General features: G+C 40.6%; 18 protein-coding genes. 5 read left to right on the top strand and 13 right to left on the bottom strand.

The window, feature by feature from the left end; translation table 11 throughout:
- Positions 1–39: 39 nt before the first annotated feature.
- The 8 genes from CWB77_RS08275 to CWB77_RS08240 all read right to left on the bottom strand — a co-directional run bounded on the left by CWB77_RS08275 (position 40) and on the right by CWB77_RS08240 (position 8457).
- Positions 40–786, bottom strand: coding sequence for a CPBP family glutamic-type intramembrane protease (locus CWB77_RS08275; RefSeq protein WP_138594851.1), 747 nt, complete (start codon positions 784–786; stop codon positions 40–42).
- A gap of 167 nt (positions 787–953) precedes the next feature.
- Positions 954–1166: a helix-turn-helix domain-containing protein gene (locus CWB77_RS08270; RefSeq protein WP_010390771.1), complete on the bottom strand. Its 213-nt coding sequence runs from the start codon at positions 1164–1166 to the stop codon at positions 954–956.
- Positions 1166–1708 (bottom strand): DUF2975 domain-containing protein, encoded by a 543-nt coding sequence (locus CWB77_RS08265; RefSeq protein ID WP_248527579.1) that lies wholly within the window; start codon positions 1706–1708, stop codon positions 1166–1168. Before CWB77_RS08265 ends, CWB77_RS08270 begins: the two co-directional genes overlap by 1 nt.
- A 16-nt stretch (positions 1709–1724) precedes the next feature.
- A complete protein-coding gene (locus tag CWB77_RS08260; RefSeq protein ID WP_138622273.1) occupies positions 1725–2579 on the bottom strand; it encodes an alpha/beta hydrolase in 855 nt (284 codons plus the stop codon).
- Positions 2580–3145: 566 nt separating this feature from the next.
- Positions 3146–6037, bottom strand: a complete 2892-nt coding sequence (gcvP, locus tag CWB77_RS08255) for an aminomethyl-transferring glycine dehydrogenase (RefSeq protein ID WP_138622271.1) — start codon at positions 6035–6037, stop codon at positions 3146–3148.
- A 152-nt stretch (positions 6038–6189) separates the two neighbouring features.
- A complete protein-coding gene (gene gcvH / locus CWB77_RS08250) occupies positions 6190–6579 on the bottom strand; it encodes a glycine cleavage system protein GcvH (RefSeq protein WP_008112430.1) in 390 nt (129 codons plus the stop codon).
- A gap of 76 nt (positions 6580–6655) precedes the next feature.
- On the bottom strand, positions 6656–7738 hold the full coding sequence (gene gcvT / locus CWB77_RS08245; RefSeq protein WP_008112433.1) for a glycine cleavage system aminomethyltransferase GcvT: 1083 nt from the start codon (positions 7736–7738) through the stop codon (positions 6656–6658).
- Between the two features lie 119 nt (positions 7739–7857).
- Positions 7858–8457 carry a hypothetical protein gene (locus CWB77_RS08240; protein ID WP_138622269.1) on the bottom strand — a complete coding sequence of 200 codons (600 nt, stop codon included), beginning with the start codon at positions 8455–8457 and terminating at the stop codon, positions 7858–7860.
- A 126-nt stretch (positions 8458–8583) separates the two neighbouring features.
- Between CWB77_RS08240 and CWB77_RS08235 the strand changes: the two genes are divergently transcribed.
- On the top strand, positions 8584–9441 hold the full coding sequence (locus CWB77_RS08235; RefSeq protein WP_008465324.1) for a LysR family transcriptional regulator: 858 nt from the start codon (positions 8584–8586) through the stop codon (positions 9439–9441).
- Positions 9442–9684: 243 nt separating this feature from the next.
- Complete coding sequence (locus CWB77_RS08230; protein ID WP_008465322.1) at positions 9685–11841, top strand: TonB-dependent receptor family protein; 2157 nt, start codon at positions 9685–9687, stop codon at positions 11839–11841.
- 84 nt (positions 11842–11925) lie between these two features.
- On the opposite strand, the gene rlmB is transcribed toward CWB77_RS08230, so the two are convergent.
- From rlmB to CWB77_RS08205, 5 genes are all read right to left on the bottom strand, one after another.
- Complete coding sequence (rlmB, locus tag CWB77_RS08225; protein ID WP_008112440.1) at positions 11926–12669, bottom strand: 23S rRNA (guanosine(2251)-2'-O)-methyltransferase RlmB; 744 nt, start codon at positions 12667–12669, stop codon at positions 11926–11928.
- Complete coding sequence (rnr, locus tag CWB77_RS08220; RefSeq protein WP_138622267.1) at positions 12666–15125, bottom strand: ribonuclease R; 2460 nt, start codon at positions 15123–15125, stop codon at positions 12666–12668. The genes rlmB and rnr overlap by 4 nt, the downstream gene beginning before the upstream one ends.
- A gap of 208 nt (positions 15126–15333) precedes the next feature.
- A complete protein-coding gene (locus CWB77_RS08215; RefSeq protein ID WP_076919919.1) occupies positions 15334–16068 on the bottom strand; it encodes an enoyl-CoA hydratase/isomerase family protein in 735 nt (244 codons plus the stop codon).
- A gap of 129 nt (positions 16069–16197) precedes the next feature.
- Positions 16198–16812: a response regulator transcription factor gene (locus tag CWB77_RS08210; protein ID WP_075170441.1), complete on the bottom strand. Its 615-nt coding sequence runs from the start codon at positions 16810–16812 to the stop codon at positions 16198–16200.
- Complete coding sequence (locus tag CWB77_RS08205) at positions 16809–17912, bottom strand: sensor histidine kinase (RefSeq protein WP_138622263.1); 1104 nt, start codon at positions 17910–17912, stop codon at positions 16809–16811. The genes CWB77_RS08210 and CWB77_RS08205 overlap by 4 nt, the downstream gene beginning before the upstream one ends.
- 328 nt (positions 17913–18240) lie before the next feature.
- On the opposite strand from CWB77_RS08205, the gene CWB77_RS08200 reads away from it, so the two are divergent.
- From CWB77_RS08200 to CWB77_RS08190, 3 genes are read left to right on the top strand one after another with little or no spacing between them, the layout of a single operon-like run.
- Positions 18241–19107 (top strand): DMT family transporter, encoded by an 867-nt coding sequence (locus CWB77_RS08200; RefSeq protein WP_138622261.1) that lies wholly within the window; start codon positions 18241–18243, stop codon positions 19105–19107.
- Positions 19104–19808, top strand: a complete 705-nt coding sequence (locus CWB77_RS08195) for a glycerophosphodiester phosphodiesterase (RefSeq protein WP_010390735.1) — start codon at positions 19104–19106, stop codon at positions 19806–19808. The genes CWB77_RS08200 and CWB77_RS08195 overlap by 4 nt, the downstream gene beginning before the upstream one ends.
- 58 nt (positions 19809–19866) lie before the next feature.
- A complete protein-coding gene (locus CWB77_RS08190; protein WP_054202301.1) occupies positions 19867–21087 on the top strand; it encodes a methyl-accepting chemotaxis protein in 1221 nt (406 codons plus the stop codon).
- The last annotated feature ends 210 nt before the right edge of the window (positions 21088–21297 follow it).

The following is a 21297-nucleotide window of genomic DNA, read 5'->3' as shown; positions in this document are numbered from 1 at the left end:
CTTACACAAGATTTTACCTCTCTTAAATTAAACTTTTAATTAGATTAGCTGCCCAACAAAGTTAACACTATTATGGGCTAAAATAGGAAACACCAAACTCCCTGTGCGCTCTCTTAGCCAAAGTAAAATAAAGCCGTAGCAGCCTGTTAATAAAATAGCGGGGAAAGAAAAGTGCCACTCTCCACCATTAAACATAACTCCATGAACTAGTCCAAATAACACCACTAAGAGCAACCCTGCAATGTTAATTGACGCACCACCTAAATTATAGCGTTCAGATATGATTGCCAAAGATATACAAAATAAAAGAATCCCTCTAAACATTGGCTCCTCATCAAAGCCTGGCATTGTTGCCTGATAAAGTAAGGTTTCTAAATCGTAATTAGGTTCACCACTCCAAAATAGTGATACAACTATCTGTAAAATGATAAACAAGCACATAACTGTAAAAGCGGGTTTTATAGAGTTTTCATTTTGCCTAAAAGTAAAACCAGCATCCGCAATACGAAAGTTAGCTTTAAATTTAACTAAAGCCAATAGTACGACTAACCAAAGGATTATTGCCGCTACTTTTCCAGACCAATTCCACGACATATCAGGAAAAAGCATATCCAAGGGGATAACCTTTCCACCTTTAAACAAAGCAAAAAAGTAGCAAACTAAAATACCTAACGAAATCAAAGACCACATTAGATTTAAATCAACTTTTTTAAGTGCTTTTAATATCAAAACTAAAACTAATATAACGCCGACATTTGCAAATAAACCTATAAATAGATCTTCCATGAATACCTCTTTTATTAAAGGCTATTTCTAGCACTTATTTTATTATTGTTTTAAGTAGTAACTAATACTAATCCTAAATTAGGTACTGTTAAACAATTAGTTATAGAAGAGGAGAGTGAGACGGGGTCAAACCCTAAAGGGAGCATTTTTACTAGTCAGTATGCGACTTAGTCAATATCAACTTCAAAGCGTAAAATATCACCAGGTTGGCAATCTAAGTATTTGCAAATAGCGTCAAGCGTTGTAAATCGTACAGCCTTTGCACGGCCCGATTTTAATACAGATAAATTTTGTGGGGTAATCCCAATTGCTTCGGCAAGCTCTGCCGACTTCATTTTACGCTTTGCGAGCATCACATCTAAATCAATTATTATTGCCATTAAATTACTAACTCTTGCTCTTGTTGCAGCTGTTGCGCCTGTTTCATTATCCATGCAATAACATAAATAATAAGACCAACTATAAAGCCTATGATATCGGTGTCTTGAATCACTACAGCTCGTTTAAGCTCACTACCTGAGAACATATTGAGCAGTGTTACCAACAACGCGGGATAAAAAGCCACAAATATAAATTGCAGTAATAATAAGCCACCAAGCCATTTAAAGCATTGAATATTCTTTAAGTTAAAAAACAATCCTTTACGGTAAAGCATAAACAAGCGAATTAAAATCAGATTTACAATAATGTATGGCAACATTTGCGGTAACGCTAACCACGTCATTGCATTAAAACTGTTTGCCGTTAATGTGCTTGCAGTACTTTTCCAAGAACCGCTAACTTCAAGCCCTATCCACAAGTGAGTACCGTTAGCTTGAGTAAAGTTTAAAACATCACTGCCATTAAGTAACAATACAACGGCGGTAATTAATAAAGTAGTTAGGGTCAAAAAAAGTAACGCTAATATTACGTTACTCATCATTACTATTCTTTTCATTTTAAGATTTATTTTCCTTTAACTGCATTACTAATCGCTGATAATGTAGCTGTAACTTATCACCAGTCAATGCATTACCATGGTGCTTACCCTTTACAATATATAATTGCTTTTGCTTTGAAAGTGCATGTTGGTATAAAGTTTCAGCTAAAGCAGGAGGTGTTTGAGTATCATCTTCTCCGGTAATTATTAAAAGCGGAGCAGTAAATGATTCCACTACCTTTAAATTATCAACCCTAGCTAGCTCATCACTAAAATTAACCTCTACAAATGGCTTTACAAACCAAGGCATACGTTGCGATGTCATTTGCTTTACATTGGTAATACTTCCTTCAAGTACGAGCGCATCCGCAGGCCGCTCACTTGCAACATACCCTGCAATCATGCTGCCTAAAGAGTGTCCATGTAAAATAGTCGGAGTGCTTTTTAAATCTGTACGGGTTGCAACATAATCATAAACTGACAATGCATCACGCTTTAAGTTTTCAATTGTCGGCGTGCCCTCACTATTACCGTAACCTCGATGATCAACCATTAAAATATTTACATTCATTGGCAGTATTTGTTGTGCAGGTTTACCTCCAGCAACGCTTACACGAAATTGATTACCACCGAAATAAATAACCGTTGCTTGCGCATCATCAACCTTTATCAAGGTGCCACTCAACGTCACATCGTCAAACCCATTTATAGTTATATCTTCTGTTGTAGCTGTTTGCTCAATTTTACGCAGCTTTGTAATCTGTACTTTTTGATCTGGGTTCAGAAAATTTGACTCTTCAATCGAAATTGTTGTGCATGCAGTTTGCAGCACAACTAACACTATAGTAGCAAGAGTAAGTAACTCGCGTTTCATTTTAAGTTCCTTCTATTAAAAAATCACTATGACACTCAAAAACTAAAAAAACAATTAAAATTACCGTAAAACGATAACTTATTATTGCTTTATAATATTTAAATGTATTTTCAGCATTACTTTCTATTATAAGATCGGGCTAAATTACAACGATGTCTAACTCAATATTGTGTCGCAATATAAGAATAAGTTCGCGAATAGCGAGGGCACAGCAGCCCCGTTTTAGCTGTCGTCACCTCAACGACAAAAATTGAGTAAGGTTTCTAATTTCTAAAGATGCGAGACGCATTCACATTATCTGTAATAGCAATCTCAAACATCTATTAGAGCATGCGCCCGCGTGCCAGCAAGCTAAACGCCCACAATAAATAACACATACTCTTGGTTTGTGAACGAGTAAGTATATTTGTGATTCGCTGGGTTTAGTTTCACTCAATCCAACCTACGCTTATACGATTAACATTAATCACCACACACAAAAAAGCCGTTGCATTGCTGCAACGGCTTTTATAATTTCGATAATTCCCACTCTACAGTGGAACTTACTACCAATTAAAGTTCAAAAATTAGTCGCGGTATGTCTCAATCGGAGGACATGCACATACTAAATTACGGTCGCCGTATACGTCATCGATTCGCGTAACCGTTGGCCAGAACTTGTCTTTAGCAACTGCTGGCACTGGGAATGCAGCGTAAAAACGGTCATACGCGCGGTCCCATTCATTACCTAACACATCAGCTTGTGTGTGCGGTGCAAATACCAGTGGGTTGTTTTCGATAGACCATTCGCCTGAAATGATTTTATCAATTTCACCTTTAATCGACACCATCGCTTCAATAAAGCGGTCAATCTCGCCCTTAGACTCAGATTCAGTTGGCTCAATCATTAATGTGCCCGCTACAGGGAACGACATCGTTGGTGAGTGGAAACCGTAATCTTGTAAGCGCTTAGCAACGTCCATTTCTGTAATGCCTGAGGCTTCTTTTAATGGGCGTAGGTCAATAATACATTCGTGAGCAACGCGATTATTACGTCCACGGTATAAAATTGGGAAGTGCTTGCTTAGCTCATTGCTTAAGTAGTTAGCATTTACAATCGCCATTTCTGTCGCTTGTTTTAAGCCCTCAGAGCCCATCATGGCAATGTAAGCCCATGAAATAGGTAAAATAGCTGCAGAGCCGTAAGGCGCTGCCGATACTGCACCATTTCCTTCATTAGTACCTGGTACGTTAATTACGCTGTGGTTTGGCATAAATGGCGCAAGGTGCGATTTAACACCAATTGGGCCAACACCTGGGCCACCGCCGCCGTGTGGAATACAGAAGGTTTTATGTAAGTTTAAGTGCGACACATCTGAGCCAATAAAGCCAGGGCTAGTAACACCTACTTGCGCGTTCATGTTTGCGCCATCCATGTAAACTTGGCCACCATGCTGGTGAACAATTTCACATAATTCACGAATCGTTTCTTCGTATACACCGTGGGTAGATGGGTACGTTACCATGGCACATGATAGGTTTTCAGAGACTTCTTCAGCTTTCGCTTTTAAGTCTTCCATGTCGATGTTGCCATTTTTATCACAGTTAACAACCACAATTTTCATGCTGGCCATTTGTGCCGAAGCTGGGTTAGTACCGTGTGCAGAACTTGGGATTAAACATACGTTACGGTGCGCATCCCCTCGTGACTCGTGGTATTTACGAATGGCGATTAAGCCTGCGTATTCACCTTGTGCACCTGAATTTGGTTGCAATGAAACCGCGTCGTAACCGGTAATGTTAACTAGCCAATCGTGTAGTTCGTTAATCATTACTTGATAACCTTCTGCTTGGTCTAGCGGGCAGAATGGGTGAAGGTTAGCAAATTCAGGCCATGTAACTGGGATCATTTCAGCGGTCGCGTTTAGTTTCATGGTACATGAACCTAACGAGATCATAGAATGATTAAGCGCTAAATCTTTGTTTTCAAGGCGCTTAATATAGCGAAGCATGTCTGTTTCGCTGTGGTAGCTGTTAAAGTTTGGATGCGTTAGTATTTCATCATCACGCACTAGGCTTGCAGGAATAGAGTCGCTGCCATTTGCTTCAACATCAGCAGCAATCGCATCTACGCTTAGGCCATGGCCTTCGCCTAAAATAATATCAAATAACTCAGCAACGTCTGCACGGGTTGTGGTTTCAGATACTGAAATTGAGTATTCACCTGCATGGTTAGTAGCAAAGTTAACACCTTTAGCTACAGCACGCGCAATCACGTCGGCTTTGTTTTCATCAACCACTGTTAATGTGTCAAACCAAGTAGTGTGCTTAAGTGCCACACCTTTTGCTTTTAAGCCTGTTGCTAAAATATCAGCAAAACGGTGAATGCGTTGTGCAATGGTTTTTAAGCCTTGCGGGCCATGGTATACCGCGTAAAACGCAGCCATGTTCGCTAGCAATACTTGCGCAGTACAAATGTTTGAGTTGGCTTTGTCGCGGCGAATGTGTTGCTCGCGGGTTTGCATTGCCATACGTAATGCATCGTTACCTAAACGGTCTTTTGATACACCAATAATACGGCCTGGTAATGAACGTTTGTACGCATCACGTGTTGCAAAAAATGCTGCATGAGGACCGCCGTAACCCATAGGTACGCCAAAACGCTGTGCTGAACCCAGTACTACATCTGCGCCTAATTTACCTGGTGCTTTTAATAGTAATAAGCTCATGATGTCGGCTACTACACAGGCAATCGCTTTTTTGCTTTGTACGCCAGCTATTAGGTCAGTTATATCAACAATTTCGCCTGATGTTGACGGGTATTGAAATAACGCACCAAAAATATCGTGGTTCACAGCATCGGCGGCTTTACCTACAATAATTTCAAAACCAAATTGCTCTGCACGGGTGCTCACTACGTCAATGGTTTGCGTGTGTACGTCGTCGGCAATAAAGAACGCATTGGCTTTTTTAGCTTTAGATACACGTTTTGCAAGGCCCATTGCCTCGGCTGCAGCGGTTGATTCGTCAAGCAGTGAGGCACTTGCTAAATCTAGGCCGGTAATATCTAGGGTCATAGTCTGGAAATTTAATAGTGACTCTAAACGCCCTTGTGCAATCTCTGGCTGATACGGTGTGTACGCTGTGTACCAACCCGGGTTTTCAAGTACGTTACGTAAAATTACGTGCGGTACGTGAGTTGGGTGGTAGCCTTGGCCAATATACGATTTGAAAACTTTATTTTTGCTTGCTACTGATTTTAAGTAGCTTAGTGTTTCAACTTCGGTGCGGCTTTCGCCGATATTAAGACCTTGCTCAAGACGAATACCAGCAGGTACAGTTTGACCGATCAGCTCTTCAACGCTCGATACTTCAAGAGCGCTAAGCATGTCGTTTACTTGCGCTGGGCTTGGCCCAATATGGCGGCGAATAAAATCTTGCTTTTGCTCTAATTGTTCAAGAGATTTGGCGTTTGACATGTGTCCAGATTCCTATGATCCAAATACTAATGGGTAACTAGTATTGATTAAAATATGTGATGATTTAGCTGCTTACTTTGTATGGAAAAATAAGCGCTTTAATCATAAAAGCCCCAATGTTTTAACATAGAGGGGCTTTTATTAATTAACGATTAGTCTTCGTCAATTGTATGCGCGTAACCTTCAGCGTCTAATAAGTTATCTAACTCAGACTCTTCTGACGCTTTAATACGGAATAACCAACCGTCGCCGTATGCGTCGTTGTTTACTGTTTCAGGCGCATCTTCTAGCTCTTCGTTAATGGCAACAATTTCACCGCTAATTGGCGCGTAAATGTCTGATGCCGCTTTTACTGACTCTGCTACTGCACAGTCTTCGCCAGCATCTACTTCGTCGCCTACTTCTGGTAATTCAACAAATACCATGTCGCCAAGTAGTTCTTGCGCATGCTCAGAAATACCAACAGTGTAAGTGCCGTCGCCTTCGTTACGAACCCACTCGTGTGAAGGTGCGTATTTTAACTCGCTAGGGATATTGCTCATTTTTTTCATCCTTTGGTTTAGATTGGGAGAATACCAATGAATAAGGCTAACTTATTTATTGGTATAACCAAATTATTTAGATTATTGATTTACCGTTACGTACAAAGCCCGACTTAACTACTTTTACGTTAACTAATTTTTTACGCATTTCTACTTGAGCTGTGTCGCCAGTTGAACGTGGTACACGTGCTAATGCAACACTATAGCCCAATGTTGGTGAGAATGTGCCAGATGTAATAACACCTTCGCCACCATCAACAATTACTTTAGAACCACTGCGTAGTACGCCTTTTTCTTCAAGAATAAGACCTACTTGCTTGTGAGTACTTTTTTCTGCACGTTGTTTTACCAAAACATCACGACCAATAAAGTCACGATCTTCTGGCTCCCATGCAATAGTCCATGCCATGTTAGCTGCCAGTGGTGATACGCTTTCGTCCATATCTAGGCCGTAAAGGTTCATACCGGCTTCTAAACGCAGTGTGTCGCGCGCACCTAAGCCCGCTGGCGCCACACCGGCATCAAGCAATTGCTGCCATAAATCGGCGGCTTGCTCGTTTGGTACTACAATTTCGTAACCGTCTTCGCCAGTATAACCTGTTGTAGCAATAAATAAATCACCGGCTTGAACACCAAAAAATGGCTTCATGCCTTCTACTGCAGCTTGCTGGTCTGCGTTTAATACTTGAGCTGTTTTAGCACGTGCATTAGGGCCTTGAACCGCAATCATGGCGTATTCTGGGCGCTCAGTAACCGTTACAGCAAAATCGCTCGATACCTTAGCCAAATGTGCTAAATCTTTTTCACGGGTCGCTGAGTTAACCACTAAGCGATAAAATGTTTCGCTAAAGTAGTAAATAATTAAGTCGTCGATTACGCCGCCTTGCTCGTTAAGCATGCCTGTGTAAAGCGCTTTACCTGGTACAGTTAACTTAGCAACATCGTTAGCTACTAGCTTGCGTAAAAACGCTTGTGCTTGCTCACCTTGTATATCAACAATGGTCATGTGTGATACGTCGAACATACCCGCATCGTTACGTACGGCGTTGTGTTCTTCTATTTGTGAGCCGTAGTTAATTGGCATTTCCCAGCCATGAAAATCAACCATTTTTGCGCCGGCTTCAAGATGCTTTGCATGTAATACTGTTTTAGAAGTCATAATATTCCTTCACTTTTAAATTAACCCATGTGTGTGGGCGTGGCCTCAATTAAATGAGGGGGAATAACATGGTAGCCATTAATAAGCCTACCAAATTGTAATCTTTAACTTTTTACCCGTTAGGCTGCTTGAGTGTTGGTAACACTAAAGCCCTGTTGCTGCATATACTGTTGCCACTTATCAAGCGTGGCCGTTTTAGCAATAACAATAAACTGCTGTTCGTTGTTTTGATCTACTGCAGTAACAAACACGTCTCCACTTTGCGCGCCATAGCAAAGCTGCGCGTCAGCAAGGCGTAACCCTGGGGTTAGTTTAAATGCCTCAACTAAGGTATCAAATGCATTGTCGCCTTTTAAAGTAAAGGTCGCTAAGTCGGTGCGTACCACAAAGTCTATATCGTATCTAAGCTGCTGCTCGTTAATGAGCGCTTGTAATTGCAGGCTAGCATTAACTGGAAGTACAAATCGAAAGGCGGTTTCGCTAAAGTAGTAAACGGCGTAGCTAAAATCAGAATTTAAATCGCCATCCAGTGTGCCTTTAAAGCCAAAGCCACTAGCGGTAAGTTTGGTGAGGTCATGACCTAAAATAGCACTTAAAAATACCGATGCTTCACTACCACTAAAGTCAATAACAAGGTGATTGCTATCGGCTTGTAAGGCATTAATAACCGCGCTTTTAGCGTTGCTATGGCGGGCAAACATAATCGGGTTAAAAGTCATAACAAATACCTATCAATCTTTAATAGCAAAAGTATATTGCGCAAGCCTTACAACAACAAATTGTAATTACTTATCAATTGATAAATAATACTTATATATATAGCCATATAAATAGTAATTTTAAATATGAAAAATATTTCAACCGACAGTTTACGAACTTTTGTTATGGTGGTTGAGGTTGGTGGATTTGCCAAAGCAGGCGATTTACTTGGCCTTTCGCAACCTGCGGTGAGCTTACAAGTAAAACGCTTAGAAGACTTACTCGGCTATAAATTATTTAAAAAGCAGGGGCAACGACAAGTGCTCAACCAATATGGCGAGTTATTACTGCCGATGGCAAAGCAAATGGTGCAGCATAACGATGCCATTTTGCAGTTGTTCACCTCAGAAAGTGTAACCGGTAAAGTGCGCTTGGGGATCCCTAGCGAATTTGCCGCGCGTATTTTGCCCTCCATTATTGGCGATTTTGTGGCGCTCTACCCTGAGGTATCACTTGAAGTAAAATCACGTTTAAGTAAACACCTACTCTCTGATGAGCGCCAAGATCAATTTGATTTAGTGTTAGCGCTTAACGAGCAACTTGACTCAGAAAAATTCCCTATTTTTATTCAAGACCAATTAGTGTGGGTGGGCGACCTATCACTGGCACAAAATGAAACGGTAACCTTAGTGACCGCGCCTGAGGGCTGTATTTACCGACGCAGAGCAACTCAGGCGCTTGAAAAAGCAGGCATTAAATATCGTATTGTTTACAGTAATGCCGATTTAACCGGTTTAATTGCCGCATTAAAAGAAGGCTTAGGTATAACAGTGCTCGCAAAAAGTACCGTACCTAACGATTTAGCCTATCACTTACACACTAAACATTTACCTGCGCTTGGTAGCATAGGTATTAGTTTAGTAAAAACCGCCAGCGAACCTGAAAACGCGGTATTTAAACTCGCCGAATTTATTAAGCTGCGCTTAGGCTATCCCACTGCTTAAATAACCTGAACTCTGGATAATAAATCTATCCCACACAGAGTTCAGGTTAAATTAACCGCCACCAGCCAATACATTATCCTAATTTTATAAGATTAGAATAAACACTTAGTTAAAAATGTTATAAAAATAGCGTGTTTTTACGGCAAATGTAAATATAACTAAAACTTAATAATATTGATTCTCATTCGTTAACATGTTTAAATTACGCCAATTTTAGTAGTTGAACTATTTTTAGGGTAATCAATGTCACATAAATTTTTAGTTTCCTCGTTAACTGCAGCCGTAGCGCTGTCTTTAAGTGCTACAGCAATGGCAAAAGATGCCGGCGGCGTTGAACGCAACTTTGAACAAATTACCGTTATTGGCTCACAAGCAGCAATTAACGATATTCCAGGATCGGCTACATTTATCTCTGATGAAGAATTGCAAAAATTCGAATTTACCGATATTTCTCGCGTATTAGCATCTGTACCAGGTGTATACGTTCAAGAAGAAGATGGCTATGGTCTGCGTCCTAACATTGGTATGCGTGGCACAGGTACTGGCCGTAACGATAAAATTTCAGTAATGGAAGACGGCGTACTCGTTGCACCGGCTCCTTACTCTGCACCATCGGCTTATTACTTCCCAACTATGGGTCGTATGGAATCTATTGAAGTATTAAAAGGTGCTGCCTCAGTTAAATATGGCCCGCGCACTACCGGTGGTGTATTAAATTTACTTTCTCGCAGCTTACCAACTGAAGCAAATAGCTCTATGGGTATGGTTGACGCGGCACTTGGTAGCGATGGTTACTATAAAGGTCACGCTTACTTCGCTAAAGAAAAAAATAACACTGCTGGCTTAATTGAAGTGTTTTCTTACGGCGCTGATGGTTTTAAAGAATTACCTATAGGCGATGACAACACTGGTTTTGAAAAAAATGACGTACTGGTAAAATTTGGCCATACCTTTGGTGAAAACGATGCCCACAACATTGAGTTTAAAGCTAAGTACTCTGAAGAAACATCAGACGAAACGTACATGGGCTTAACTAACGCAGATTACCAAGAAAATCCTAACCGTCGTTATGCGGCATCGCAAAATGATGAGATGAACACCCGTCATAATGCATACCAAGTAAACTATGCATACCGCTTTGGTGAAGGTTACGAATTTTTAGCAACCGCTTATCTAAATGACTTCCACCGTAACTGGTACAAAGCCAGTAAAGTAAGCGAAAGCTACCTTGAGCAATACAGTGAATTTGAAGCAAGCCCAACGGCTGAAGGCATCGAAAACATAGGTGTTAAGGCTAATAACCGCGACTACCAAGCTAAAGGTGTGCAGTCTGAATTACACATTCCAGCGGGCGATCACTACATTACAGTTGGCGTACGTTACCACGAAGATGAAATGGATCGTTTCCAGTGGGAAGACAAATACACGCTTAATCAAGATTTAAGCATGACTCTTACCTCACAAGGCGCACCAGGCTCTAATAGCAACCGCTTAGACAGCGCCAAAGCAAGCACCCTATTTATTCAAGACGAATGGACAATGGATGCATTAGTAGTGAGTGCAGGTCTGCGTTATGAAGACATTACTATTACCCGTGAAGAATGGGCTAAATCAGATCCAACTCGTAGCCAAGGCTTAACGAAAGATATTTCAAACGATACTGAAATTTTAGTACCGTCTTTAGGTGCTACTTACACACTTAACGACAACGTAACGTTACTTGCCGGTATTCAAAAAGGTTATGCACCCGCAGCGCCAGGCAATGCTGACCAAGACGAAGAAGAAAGCGTCAACATTGAGTTTGGTTCTCGTTTTAATGCAAACGGCTTTAACGGTGAAGTAATTGCATTCTACTCTGATTACGACAACATGCATGGTAACTGTACCGCATCAGTAGGTTGTAGCGACGACAACATTGGCGACCAATACAACTACGGTGAAGTAGAAGTATCAGGCTTTGAATTTAGCGCTGGTCGTACGTTTAATACTGCATCAGTTGCGTTCCCAGTTAAACTGACTTACACCTACACTGATTCAGAGTTTAAAAACACATTTGATTCAGAAATTTGGGGCTCTGTAGAAAAAGGCGATGCAATGCCTTACGTACCAGAAAACCAAGTTGCTTTATCATTTGGTGCCGAAGTGAATAACTTTGTTGTTAACAGCCAAATACGTTACGTATCGGATGCACATGCTGACCTTTCTGACTCAGGCTTAAATGCGATTGATAGCCGTGTTGTATGGGATTTAGCTGCTAAGTACTTAATTGATGAAAATCAAAAAGTATACCTAAGCGTTGATAACCTGTTTGATAAAACCTACATTGCTAACCGCGCAAATGGCGGTATTCAACCTGGTAAGCCACGCTCAGTACAAATGGGTTACTCTTACAGCTTTTAATAAAGCGCTAACTTAAAAGTACAAAAAAGCCGAGATTGATGTAATCAATCTCGGCTTTTTAATGCCTATGTGATTCGCTTAGGCTTAATTTGTTTCTGCGCGCTGGCGTAACACTTCAAATAAACAAATGCCGGTTGCTACCGATACATTTAAACTTGAAACCGTGCCTGCCATTGGGATTTTAACGAGCACATCACAATGCTCACGCGTTAAGCGGCGCATGCCCTCGCCTTCAGCACCCATCACAATCGCCATTGGGCCTGTTAAGCTGGCATCAAATACATGTGTGTCGGTTTCACCGGCAGTACCTACAACCCAAACGCCCGCGTCTTTTATTTCGCGTAATGTACGTGCAAGGTTAGTTACCTGAATAAGCGGTACCGTTTCTGCTGCGCCACAGGCTACTTTACGTGCTGTGCCATTAAGCTTTGCTGATTTGTCTTTAGGAACAATCACCGCATGTACACCCGCTGCATCGGCACTACGTAAGCAAGCGCCTAAATTATGCGGATCGGTAATGCCATCAAGTACCAGTAAAAATGGCGTGTCTTCGCGTTCAATGATCTCATCGAGATCTTTTTCATTAAACACTCGCGCCGCTTTTACGTTGGCAATAATGCCTTGATGCTGTTCATCTTTCGCTTTGTTATCAAGCGCTTTTCGTTGCATAAACTGTACTGAAATACCAAACTGACGCGCTTGCTCAATCACAGGCGATAAACGCTTATCATCACGTCCCTTAAGGGCGTATATTTCTATAAAGCGCTCTGGCTCTTTTGCTAAAATTGCTTCAACAGAGTGAAAGCCAAAAATTAATTCATTACTCACGAATTGTTTGCTCCTGGGCTACTACGTTTACGGGCATTTTTACCTGGTCTTTTAGGCTTTTTGACCGCTTTCTTTTTGGTTTTTTTCTTCGCGGTGGTGTCATCCGCTTTTACTTTAGACTTACCCGCTGCCTTAGTTTTACTTGCAGGCTTTTTTCCACCTTTTGGTTTTTTACTGTCGCTTGCTGACTTTTTACCCGGTATTTTACCGGCTTTAAGTTGCGAGCGAACGCTTGCTGGGGCATTCTTTTTTGGCGCACGACGACGCGCATAACGATCTTGAGCCACATCGCCTTTAAGCGTTAAGTTAATTCGGCGATCATCTAAGCTTACCGAGGCAACTTGTACAGTTACTTTATCGCCTAAACGATAAACCGTATGTGTGTGTTCACCCACCAAGCAATGTTTAGCCGCATCATGTTGGAAGTATTCATCACCTAAATTGGTAACATGAATTAATCCATCAATTTGCAAATCATCTAAACGAATAAATAAACCAAAATTAGTAACCGATGAAATAACCCCGTTAAACTCCGTGCCTACATGATCTTGCATGTATTCACATTTTAGCCAATCGGCTACTTCACGGGTGGCATCATCTGCGCGGCGCTCAGTGGTAGAACACTGCTCACCAAGTTGATCGACTTCATCATCGCTGTAGGCATATTCACCTGACGTTTGTTGGCCTTGCGCTTTTAACACCGCTTTAATTGCACGGTGTACCACTAAATCGGGGTAACGGCGAATTGGCGAGGTAAAGTGTGCGTAGGCCGATAATGCTAAACCAAAGTGACCTATGTTATCTGGCTGATATACCGCTTGCTTCATTGAGCGCAGTAGCATAGTTTGAATAAGTTCAGCCTCAGGACGATCCCCTAAACGAGCCAATACTTGAGTGATCTCTTTCGGGGTAGGTTCATCGCTTAGCGTGCTCTCAATACCCAACTCAGTTAAAAACTGAGTAAAGTTACCCAGTTTTTCGCTATCAGGTTCATCATGCACCCTAAATAACGCACTTGCTTCGTGTTTCTCAAGTAATTTAGCCGCCGATACATTGGCTAAAATCATACATTCTTCAATCAGCTTGTGCGCATCGTTACGAATAACTGGCACAATAGATTCTATTTTACGCTGTGCGTTAAATACAAAACGGGTTTCGAGTGTTTCAAATTCAATTGCACCACGCTCTTGGCGTGCTGCTTTTAATGCCATGTACATTTGCTGTAAGTCAGTTAAATGTGGCACTACAGCTGCGTATTCTTTGCGGAGCTTTTCGTCATTTTGTAAAATGGCATTTACTTTGGTGTAGGTTAAACGAGCATGCGAATTCATTAGTGCTTCGTAAAACTTATAGCCCGACAGCTTACCCTCTTGCGATACGGTCATTTCTGCAACCATACACAGGCGATCAACCTCAGGGTTAAGCGAACACAAACCGTTAGACAATACTTTTGGCAGCATTGGAATAACTTGCTCAGGGAAATACACTGAATTACCGCGCTCTATCGCTTCTTTGTTAAGCGGCGTGTTCATACCTACATAATGGGATACATCGGCAATGGCTACCCATAAACGCCAGCCACCTGATTTTTTAGGTTCACAATAAACAGCGTCATCAAAGTCGCGAGCGTCTTCGCCATCAATAGTGACAAGTGGTAAGCCGCGTAGATCAACACGGCCTTGCTTATCGGCTTCTTCAACAAATTCACCTAAGTGGGCAACTTGTTGTTCAACCTCTTCTGGCCACACGTGTGGAATATCGTGATTACGCAGCGCAACTTCAATTTCCATACCCGGCGCTAAATGCTCGCCCAGTACGTCAATCACTTTACCTACCGCATTCATATTGCGGCTTGGATTTTGAGTTATTTGCACTTGCACCATCTGGTTGTGGCGTGCGCCTTTTTCGTTACCCGGTAAAATAATAATATCTTGAGTAATGCGCGGATCTTCAGCAACCACAACGGCAATACCATGCTCAACAAAATAACGGCCAACAATAGGCGCTCGCTCATTAGTAAGCACTTTAATAATACGGGCATCGCATTTTGAGCCTGAACCACGCTTAGTGCCTTTCGCAAGAACAATGTCGCCATGTAGCACCATATTCATTTGATGCTTGGCAATAAACCAGTCTTTGCTCTCGCCTTCAACTTCTAAAAAGCCAAAACCGTCTCTGTGACCGACAACTTTGCCTTTGGTTAAACCGGCTTCGTCAATCAGGGCATAACATTTAAATTTATTAAAATACAATTGCCCGTCGCGCTCCATGGCACGAAGTCGGCGCTTAAATGCTATTTGTCGTTCTTCATCGTTGACCGCGAGTTCTTCGCATAGTTGCGTGTAATTAGCAGGTTTTGAACGCTCTTGAAGGTGAGTAAGTATAAACTCACGACTAGGGACTGGGTTTTCGTACTTTTCTTGTTCTCGACTGAGATTTGGATCTTGGTTTGACATTCACTATCTTGTTAGTTGGTTATGTAAGCATTTTAACTCATATACTCGAAATGAGACAGGTAAAAGCCATTAAACTTTTAATAAAGCGTTATTAGCTTTTGCATTTTGTAGCAATGTAGCTAAATAACACTTAACACCTACTTAATTAATGCACATGAAAGTGAGTAAATTAACTGTAGTTATGTTTACTCACTTTTATAAAAACAGCTTACTTTTGCTGTAGTTTCTTCCACAATAGCGTGCTGATGTTTTCAATAAAAGCCGAGTCTTGTGCAGCCATAACATCGAGTATTGGTTTGTTCATTTGGGTTTTGTTTTGAGCGTATATCCAACGATTTTTATTAAAGCTTTGAGCAAACTCTAACACACCCGCTTGCAAGGCTTGCTCATCAGCAAAAATTGCTTCTACCACATTTTGTTGTAACAATTTTTGCGCATCAACACGCTCGCCAGTCATAGCTAAGCGGTTAAAAAATTGAGGATTAATCGCTTTATTAATAATCGGAAACATAGACGGTACAAACGGTACCAGTACATCAACTTCAGGAAAGCAGAAAAAGCCTTTGTCCGATTTCATAAACCGAAAATCACAGGCACATGCTAACACCGAGCCATTACCATAAGTGTGACCGTTTAATGCAGCAATGATAGGCATAGGAAACGTCACTATACGTTTAAATAACTGCCCTATCGAATTCATAAAATCAGCAATAACTGTAGGCGTGTTATCTGAACTGGCCATCCACTGTAAATCAATTCCCAATGACCAGCTTTTATCGCTGCTTGAGGTTAATACTACGGCGTTAATATCGCCATTGGCTTCTATGCTATCTAAGTGTTGATTAAGTTCAGCTATAAAACTAGGGTTATGGCGGTTTTCAGCGGTATTCATGGTAAGTATTGCCACGTTTTGCTCAGTGGTAATCTTTATTAATGCGGTCATTAGAGCCTCTTTGAGTGCATTTAGCTGCGCTTTTAGCACTTTTCGTTACTTTTATAGTTATGCACTGAATAGTAATACGTTGTATAAAATTTATAAAGTGCCTATTTTTGTAATCATCAAAGAAGCTATTTATAACCACCCCTTTTGCCGAGCGATACGCGCTGCATCTATCCTGTTTGTGGCATTGAGCTTTGCAATCGCATCAGATAAATAATTGCGCGTTGTCCCTTCACTTATATAGAGCTGCTTTGCTATTTCGCTGGTTTTTAAGCCATCACTTGCAAGCTTTAAGGCTTTACGCTCTTTATCTGTGAGTGGGTCGGCATCGTCTAGGGCATTAATGGCAAGTTCTGGGTCAATCACCTTTTGCCCTTGCATTACTTTTTTTAACGCGTTTATTAGCTCTTCGCTGGGTGCTTCTTTTAAAATAAAACCTTTAACACCCGCATTCAAAGAGCGCCTAATATAACCAGCACGTGAAAAAGTGGTCATAATTATCATATTAATTACAGGATATTTAGCGGCTATTTGCTCACTAAGCTCAATGCCATTCATGCTTGGCATTTCTATATCCGTTAAAATGATATCTGGATGTAAGTCTTTACTAAGCGCGCTGATTTCATTTAACGCATCTCGCCCATTACATGCTTGACCAATTACCTCAATATTAAAGTCAAGGCTTAATAAAGCGGCAACTGCGTCGCGCACCAGCGCTTGATCTTCAACTAAATATACTTTGATCATTTTAAATCCTCAGCACTTAATGGCAGTACAACGTTTAAAGTAAATGTATCGCCACAGGTAAATTTTGCACTGCCGTTTAATTGCTCTGCTCGCTCTTTAATGCCATTTAAACCATTTCCCGCTTTCAATGTGGTGCATGGCGCGTTATCAATAACGGCAATAAGTAATTGCCGCTTTGTTTGTTCTATATTAATAGAACCGATTTTTGTGCTGCTATGGCGTAATAAATTAGTCACTGACTCTTTAATAATAAGACTCGCAATGCCCTCAACCTTGGCAGGTAACGTCGCTAAATTAACGTTAAATTTTATGTTAAAGCCTTGCTCTTTGAGTGTTTGTTTTAGCTGTGCTATTTGGCTGTTTAAGTTGAGCTGCTTTAAATTACTTACCGCGTTTCGTACATCACTCAGTAACTGTCTTGCAAGATCTGCTACTTGGGCTATTTCGTTATTAGCCTGCGCGTATCGTTCACCTTGATTTAGTTTATTCGCAAGTTCAGCTTTTAAAGCTATTGATGACAGTGAGTGACCTAAAATATCATGTAAATCTCGGGCTATGCGTTCACGCTCAGCAATGGCTGCTAGTTGCTCCAATTGCTTTGCGCTTTCTTGTTCGCGCTTTTTATGTTCGCGCTCTCTTTTTGCTGCAATCCCATAGCTAAATAAGGCGGCACATAATATTAATGCCACAGCCAAAAAGTACTGAAGCTTTCCTATATCGCTTAAATACGAACTTGCAAAAAGCGCGACTATAATGGCTATTGCGGCATAATACCGCTGCTTTTGGGCATAACTATACCCTGCCACATAGGCAACAAAACCATACAAAGTAGGTGTGCCAGAGGTAAAAAAAGTGGCGCTAAAACAAATGGCGAGTAAGGCTAAAAATAAGGGGGTAATTTTTGTGTTATTGCAGTTAATTGCTTTTATGTACAAAATAATAAAAGCAATATAAAAAGCTAAACATAGGCTCATTTGGCTTTTTGTAAATTGGTCAAAATTAATAATTAATGGCAATAAATAAAAGCCGGTAAAAATTAAATGGCCATACTTCCAAAACGTTTTATCCGTTTGTTGAGAAAAGCTACTTAGCGAACTCATACTAATACCTCTGGCCTATTGTTTTTGTTCATAGCACTATTTTTATTAATAAATATTAATAACATAAAAATGAATGCGAACATAAAATAATCTTCATAAGTCGCAGTTAAACTTAGTGTTTCTACAAAGTCGCTAATGCTTAAGCTTATTAAAATTAAGGAATTCATAACACCCTCCAATATAAGTAAAGTAACTATGCCATTAGATAAAATATATAAGAGTGTGAAGTGTCATTAACTTGGCTGACATTTGTCATGAAATAGAAAAATTCATCTTCTGAGTGTAAAAGCAATGCTAATATAGCCAAAAAAAGTGACAAGGAAATCTCGTGCAGTCCCAACAACAAAGCTTAATTTACTTACATATTGCCGTCCTTTTATTTGGCGGCACCGCCTTATTCGCAAAGCTAATTAGTTTGAATGCATTAGATATTACCGCTTATCGTGCGGCTATCGCTGGGGTGGCAATTTGTGTGCTACTGACTTTGCAAAAAAAACCAATTAAGCTGCATCACGCCAAGGATTATGTGATTGCCATTTTATTAGGCGTTGCCGTAGGTATTCACTGGGTAACCTACTTTGCAGGCATGCAATTGGCGGGAATTACCGTGGGCATGTTAGCTTTTTTTACCTATCCCGTGATCACGGTATTTTTAGAGCCTCTATTTAATAAAAGTAAGCCCAAGACAAAAGATATAATAAGCGCTGTGGTGGTGATTATTGGCATTTATTTATTGATCCCTAACGTTAATTTAGGCGATGACATCACTTTAGGTGTTGTGACGGGGGTGGTATCAGCGTTGTTTTTTGCTATTCGTAATATTACCCATAAACGCTACTTTAGTGAGTATGGTGGACCGCAAACCATGTTTTATCAAACGTTAGTGGCAAGCCTGATGCTATGTGCATTTATTGAAGTACCCATAACACAAATTAATGATACTGATTTAATATTGCTGCTTATCGCCGGTGTGGTGTTTACTGCGATGCCGCATTCGTTATTTGCAGCGAGTTTAAAACATTTATCAGCAGCGACCGCTGGATTGATTTCTTGCTTACAGCCCCTTTATGGCACAATACTGGCTATAATTATTTTGCACGAACGCCCCTCAGTGATGACCCTGATTGGTGGTGCACTGATTGTTAGTGCTGCGTGCTTTGAAACTTGGTCAATCTCACGGAAAAAGCAGCCATGAAAATATTTGCTCATAGAGGCACAAGCACACACTTTCCTGAAAATACACATAGCGCCATTATGGCGGCGTTAAAAGCAAATGTAGATGGCATTGAGGTTGATGTACAAAGCGCACTTGATGACTACGTGATTATTCATGATACCTATCTAGATAGAACTACTAATGGTAAAGGTAAAGTGTGCGACCTAAGCGCTCAGCAAATTCAACAATTTGATGCGGGAAATGGTGAGCAAGTGCCTACCCTACAACAACTAATTGACTGGAATAGCAATCAAACCTTACTTAATTTAGAGCTAAAACATACTTTTGAACTAGAAAAGTTTGCTGCGCAACTAGAAATGAATATTACTGCAAATAAGATATCAGCAGACAATATTTTAGTTTCATCATTTAATCATCATCAACTACACTGGCTAAAGAACCGCTTGCCTTGGCTTAAAATTGGCGCACTTACTGCATCAATTCCATTGCAGTATGCGAAGTTTGCTGAAGACTTACAGGCCTTTAGCATTCATGTTGACAAAAACTTTATGAACAAGTCGTTTGTTGACGATGCCAAACTGCGCGGCTTACAGGTGTTTGCCTACACCGTAGATGAAGTTGAAGATATTAAACTGATGCTTGCCTGTGGTGTTGATGGCATTTTTACTAACGACCCTGAACGAACTAAGCATTTTTTGGCGCAATTAAATGAACTATAACTAATTATTTAATTGCTATTTATGCTATAAAAACAATAATTTAGTAGGTCACTATTTAATGAGTAGCTACATGCGTATTTATAATTTTTTAGAACAAACTCTATTTTTTACTTTAACCCGAAAAATAGTGGGTAATTTAAGCTTTGTATTTTTATTTCAAGCTATTACATTATTTTGGTTACACAGTAGCCTCTCTGAAAATCAACAAAGCACAGGGCTATTTTGGGCATTAACCCTGCTGATTGTTGCCGGTTTTATATTTACTATTTTTTATATGCGCTTTTTAATTGTGCGCCCGGTAAAAGCCATGCGCGATACGTTGATTAATATTAATCAACAAGATGCCAACTTAGCTGCCAAACTTCCTCATTTTACTTTTGATGAATTTAGAGATTTAAGTGAACAATATAATCAGTTTACTACGCATTTAAACAGCTTATTAAGTACGACCTACAGCAGCGCTCAGGAAAGCGTGCAAAGTAATAGCCAAGTAACGCAATCAATGCAGCACACAGAGCAGCTAAGCGAACAGCAAATTAATTTAAGCCACACCATAATTAATGCCAGTAACCAAATTACCCAAAGCCTGCAAGATATAGTAAGTAACACTGATAGCGTACATCAGGTAAATAATGAACACCTTAGTTTTGTTAAGCTCTCTGCGAGCGAACTGTCAAAACTGGTTGAACAGGTGAGACTTATTAATGAAATGCTGGGTAGTTTTTCTAAAACGATTGCAGGCTTAAAAGAGAATAGTGAAAACATTCGTAGCATTTTAAAAATGGTAGAAGAGTTTTCTGATCAAACTAATTTATTAGCGCTTAATGCGGCAATTGAAGCAGCGCGCGCTGGAGAAGCTGGGCGAGGTTTTGCCGTGGTTGCCGATGAAGTTCGCACCCTATCGGTTAAAGTAAGTGATGCAACCCGCCAAATTAGTGATTTTATTACCCAAATGAATGAGCTGGTTAATGAAACCAATAAAGAGTCTCAGCAGTTAATTAGTCACTCTAATAACGCACAAGCTGCAATCAACGATACCTCAGAAGGTTTTGGAAAAATGCTCAATGAATTTGAGCATAATCAGCAGCAATTACAGCAAATAGCTAACGCAGTTCATTTACTTGAAGATACACAAAATCAAACTCATGAATCGGTTGAACAAATTGTGGCGCTTGGCGAACAAGCAAAGCAACAAATAGACACCGCATTGCATGACTCTGAGCAATCACAAAAACTAAGTCAACAAACCCAACAACAGTTAAAGCGTTTTGTAGACTAGGGTCTGCTGATCTTTCAAGGTTAAATTTGCAGCAGTCTGTTTGGTATTTAGGCAAGGCAGGGCCTATGTGGTGTGGTTATTCCCCATAAATAGGCGATAACGCAGCATCAATGCCAAACAGGCGCTGCCCGAAGGGTTCTGCCTAGGGGCAATTAACTCTTTGTTGCTCGGTTTTTACTTAGCCCACTAGGTTACAAACCTCGCGCCGCG

The organism is Pseudoalteromonas sp. S1610 (assembly GCF_005887465.1).
Lineage (GTDB): Bacteria > Pseudomonadota > Gammaproteobacteria > Enterobacterales > Alteromonadaceae > Pseudoalteromonas > Pseudoalteromonas undina.
This window is presented reverse-complemented; position numbering and strand designations above follow the sequence as displayed.

Bases quoted from the DNA above. Each gene is read 5' to 3' on its own strand.
- CWB77_RS08275 (WP_138594851.1), bottom strand. From the start codon at position 786: ATGGAAGATCTATTTATAGGTTTATTTGCAAATGTCGGCGTTATATTA.
- CWB77_RS08270 (WP_010390771.1), bottom strand. From the start codon at position 1,166: ATGGCAATAATAATTGATTTAGATGTGATGCTCGCAAAGCGTAAAATG.
- CWB77_RS08265 (WP_248527579.1), bottom strand. From the start codon at position 1,708: ATGATGAGTAACGTAATATTAGCGTTACTTTTTTTGACCCTAACTACT.
- CWB77_RS08260 (WP_138622273.1), bottom strand. From the start codon at position 2,579: ATGAAACGCGAGTTACTTACTCTTGCTACTATAGTGTTAGTTGTGCTG.
- gcvP (WP_138622271.1), bottom strand. From the start codon at position 6,037: ATGTCAAACGCCAAATCTCTTGAACAATTAGAGCAAAAGCAAGATTTT.
- gcvH (WP_008112430.1), bottom strand. From the start codon at position 6,579: ATGAGCAATATCCCTAGCGAGTTAAAATACGCACCTTCACACGAGTGG.
- gcvT (WP_008112433.1), bottom strand. From the start codon at position 7,738: ATGACTTCTAAAACAGTATTACATGCAAAGCATCTTGAAGCCGGCGCA.
- CWB77_RS08240 (WP_138622269.1), bottom strand. From the start codon at position 8,457: ATGACTTTTAACCCGATTATGTTTGCCCGCCATAGCAACGCTAAAAGC.
- CWB77_RS08235 (WP_008465324.1), top strand. From the start codon at position 8,584: ATGAAAAATATTTCAACCGACAGTTTACGAACTTTTGTTATGGTGGTT.
- CWB77_RS08230 (WP_008465322.1), top strand. From the start codon at position 9,685: ATGTCACATAAATTTTTAGTTTCCTCGTTAACTGCAGCCGTAGCGCTG.
- rnr (WP_138622267.1), bottom strand. From the start codon at position 15,125: ATGTCAAACCAAGATCCAAATCTCAGTCGAGAACAAGAAAAGTACGAA.
- CWB77_RS08215 (WP_076919919.1), bottom strand. From the start codon at position 16,068: ATGACCGCATTAATAAAGATTACCACTGAGCAAAACGTGGCAATACTT.
- CWB77_RS08210 (WP_075170441.1), bottom strand. From the start codon at position 16,812: ATGATCAAAGTATATTTAGTTGAAGATCAAGCGCTGGTGCGCGACGCA.
- CWB77_RS08205 (WP_138622263.1), bottom strand. From the start codon at position 17,912: ATGAGTTCGCTAAGTAGCTTTTCTCAACAAACGGATAAAACGTTTTGG.
- CWB77_RS08195 (WP_010390735.1), top strand. From the start codon at position 19,104: ATGAAAATATTTGCTCATAGAGGCACAAGCACACACTTTCCTGAAAAT.
- CWB77_RS08190 (WP_054202301.1), top strand. From the start codon at position 19,867: ATGAGTAGCTACATGCGTATTTATAATTTTTTAGAACAAACTCTATTT.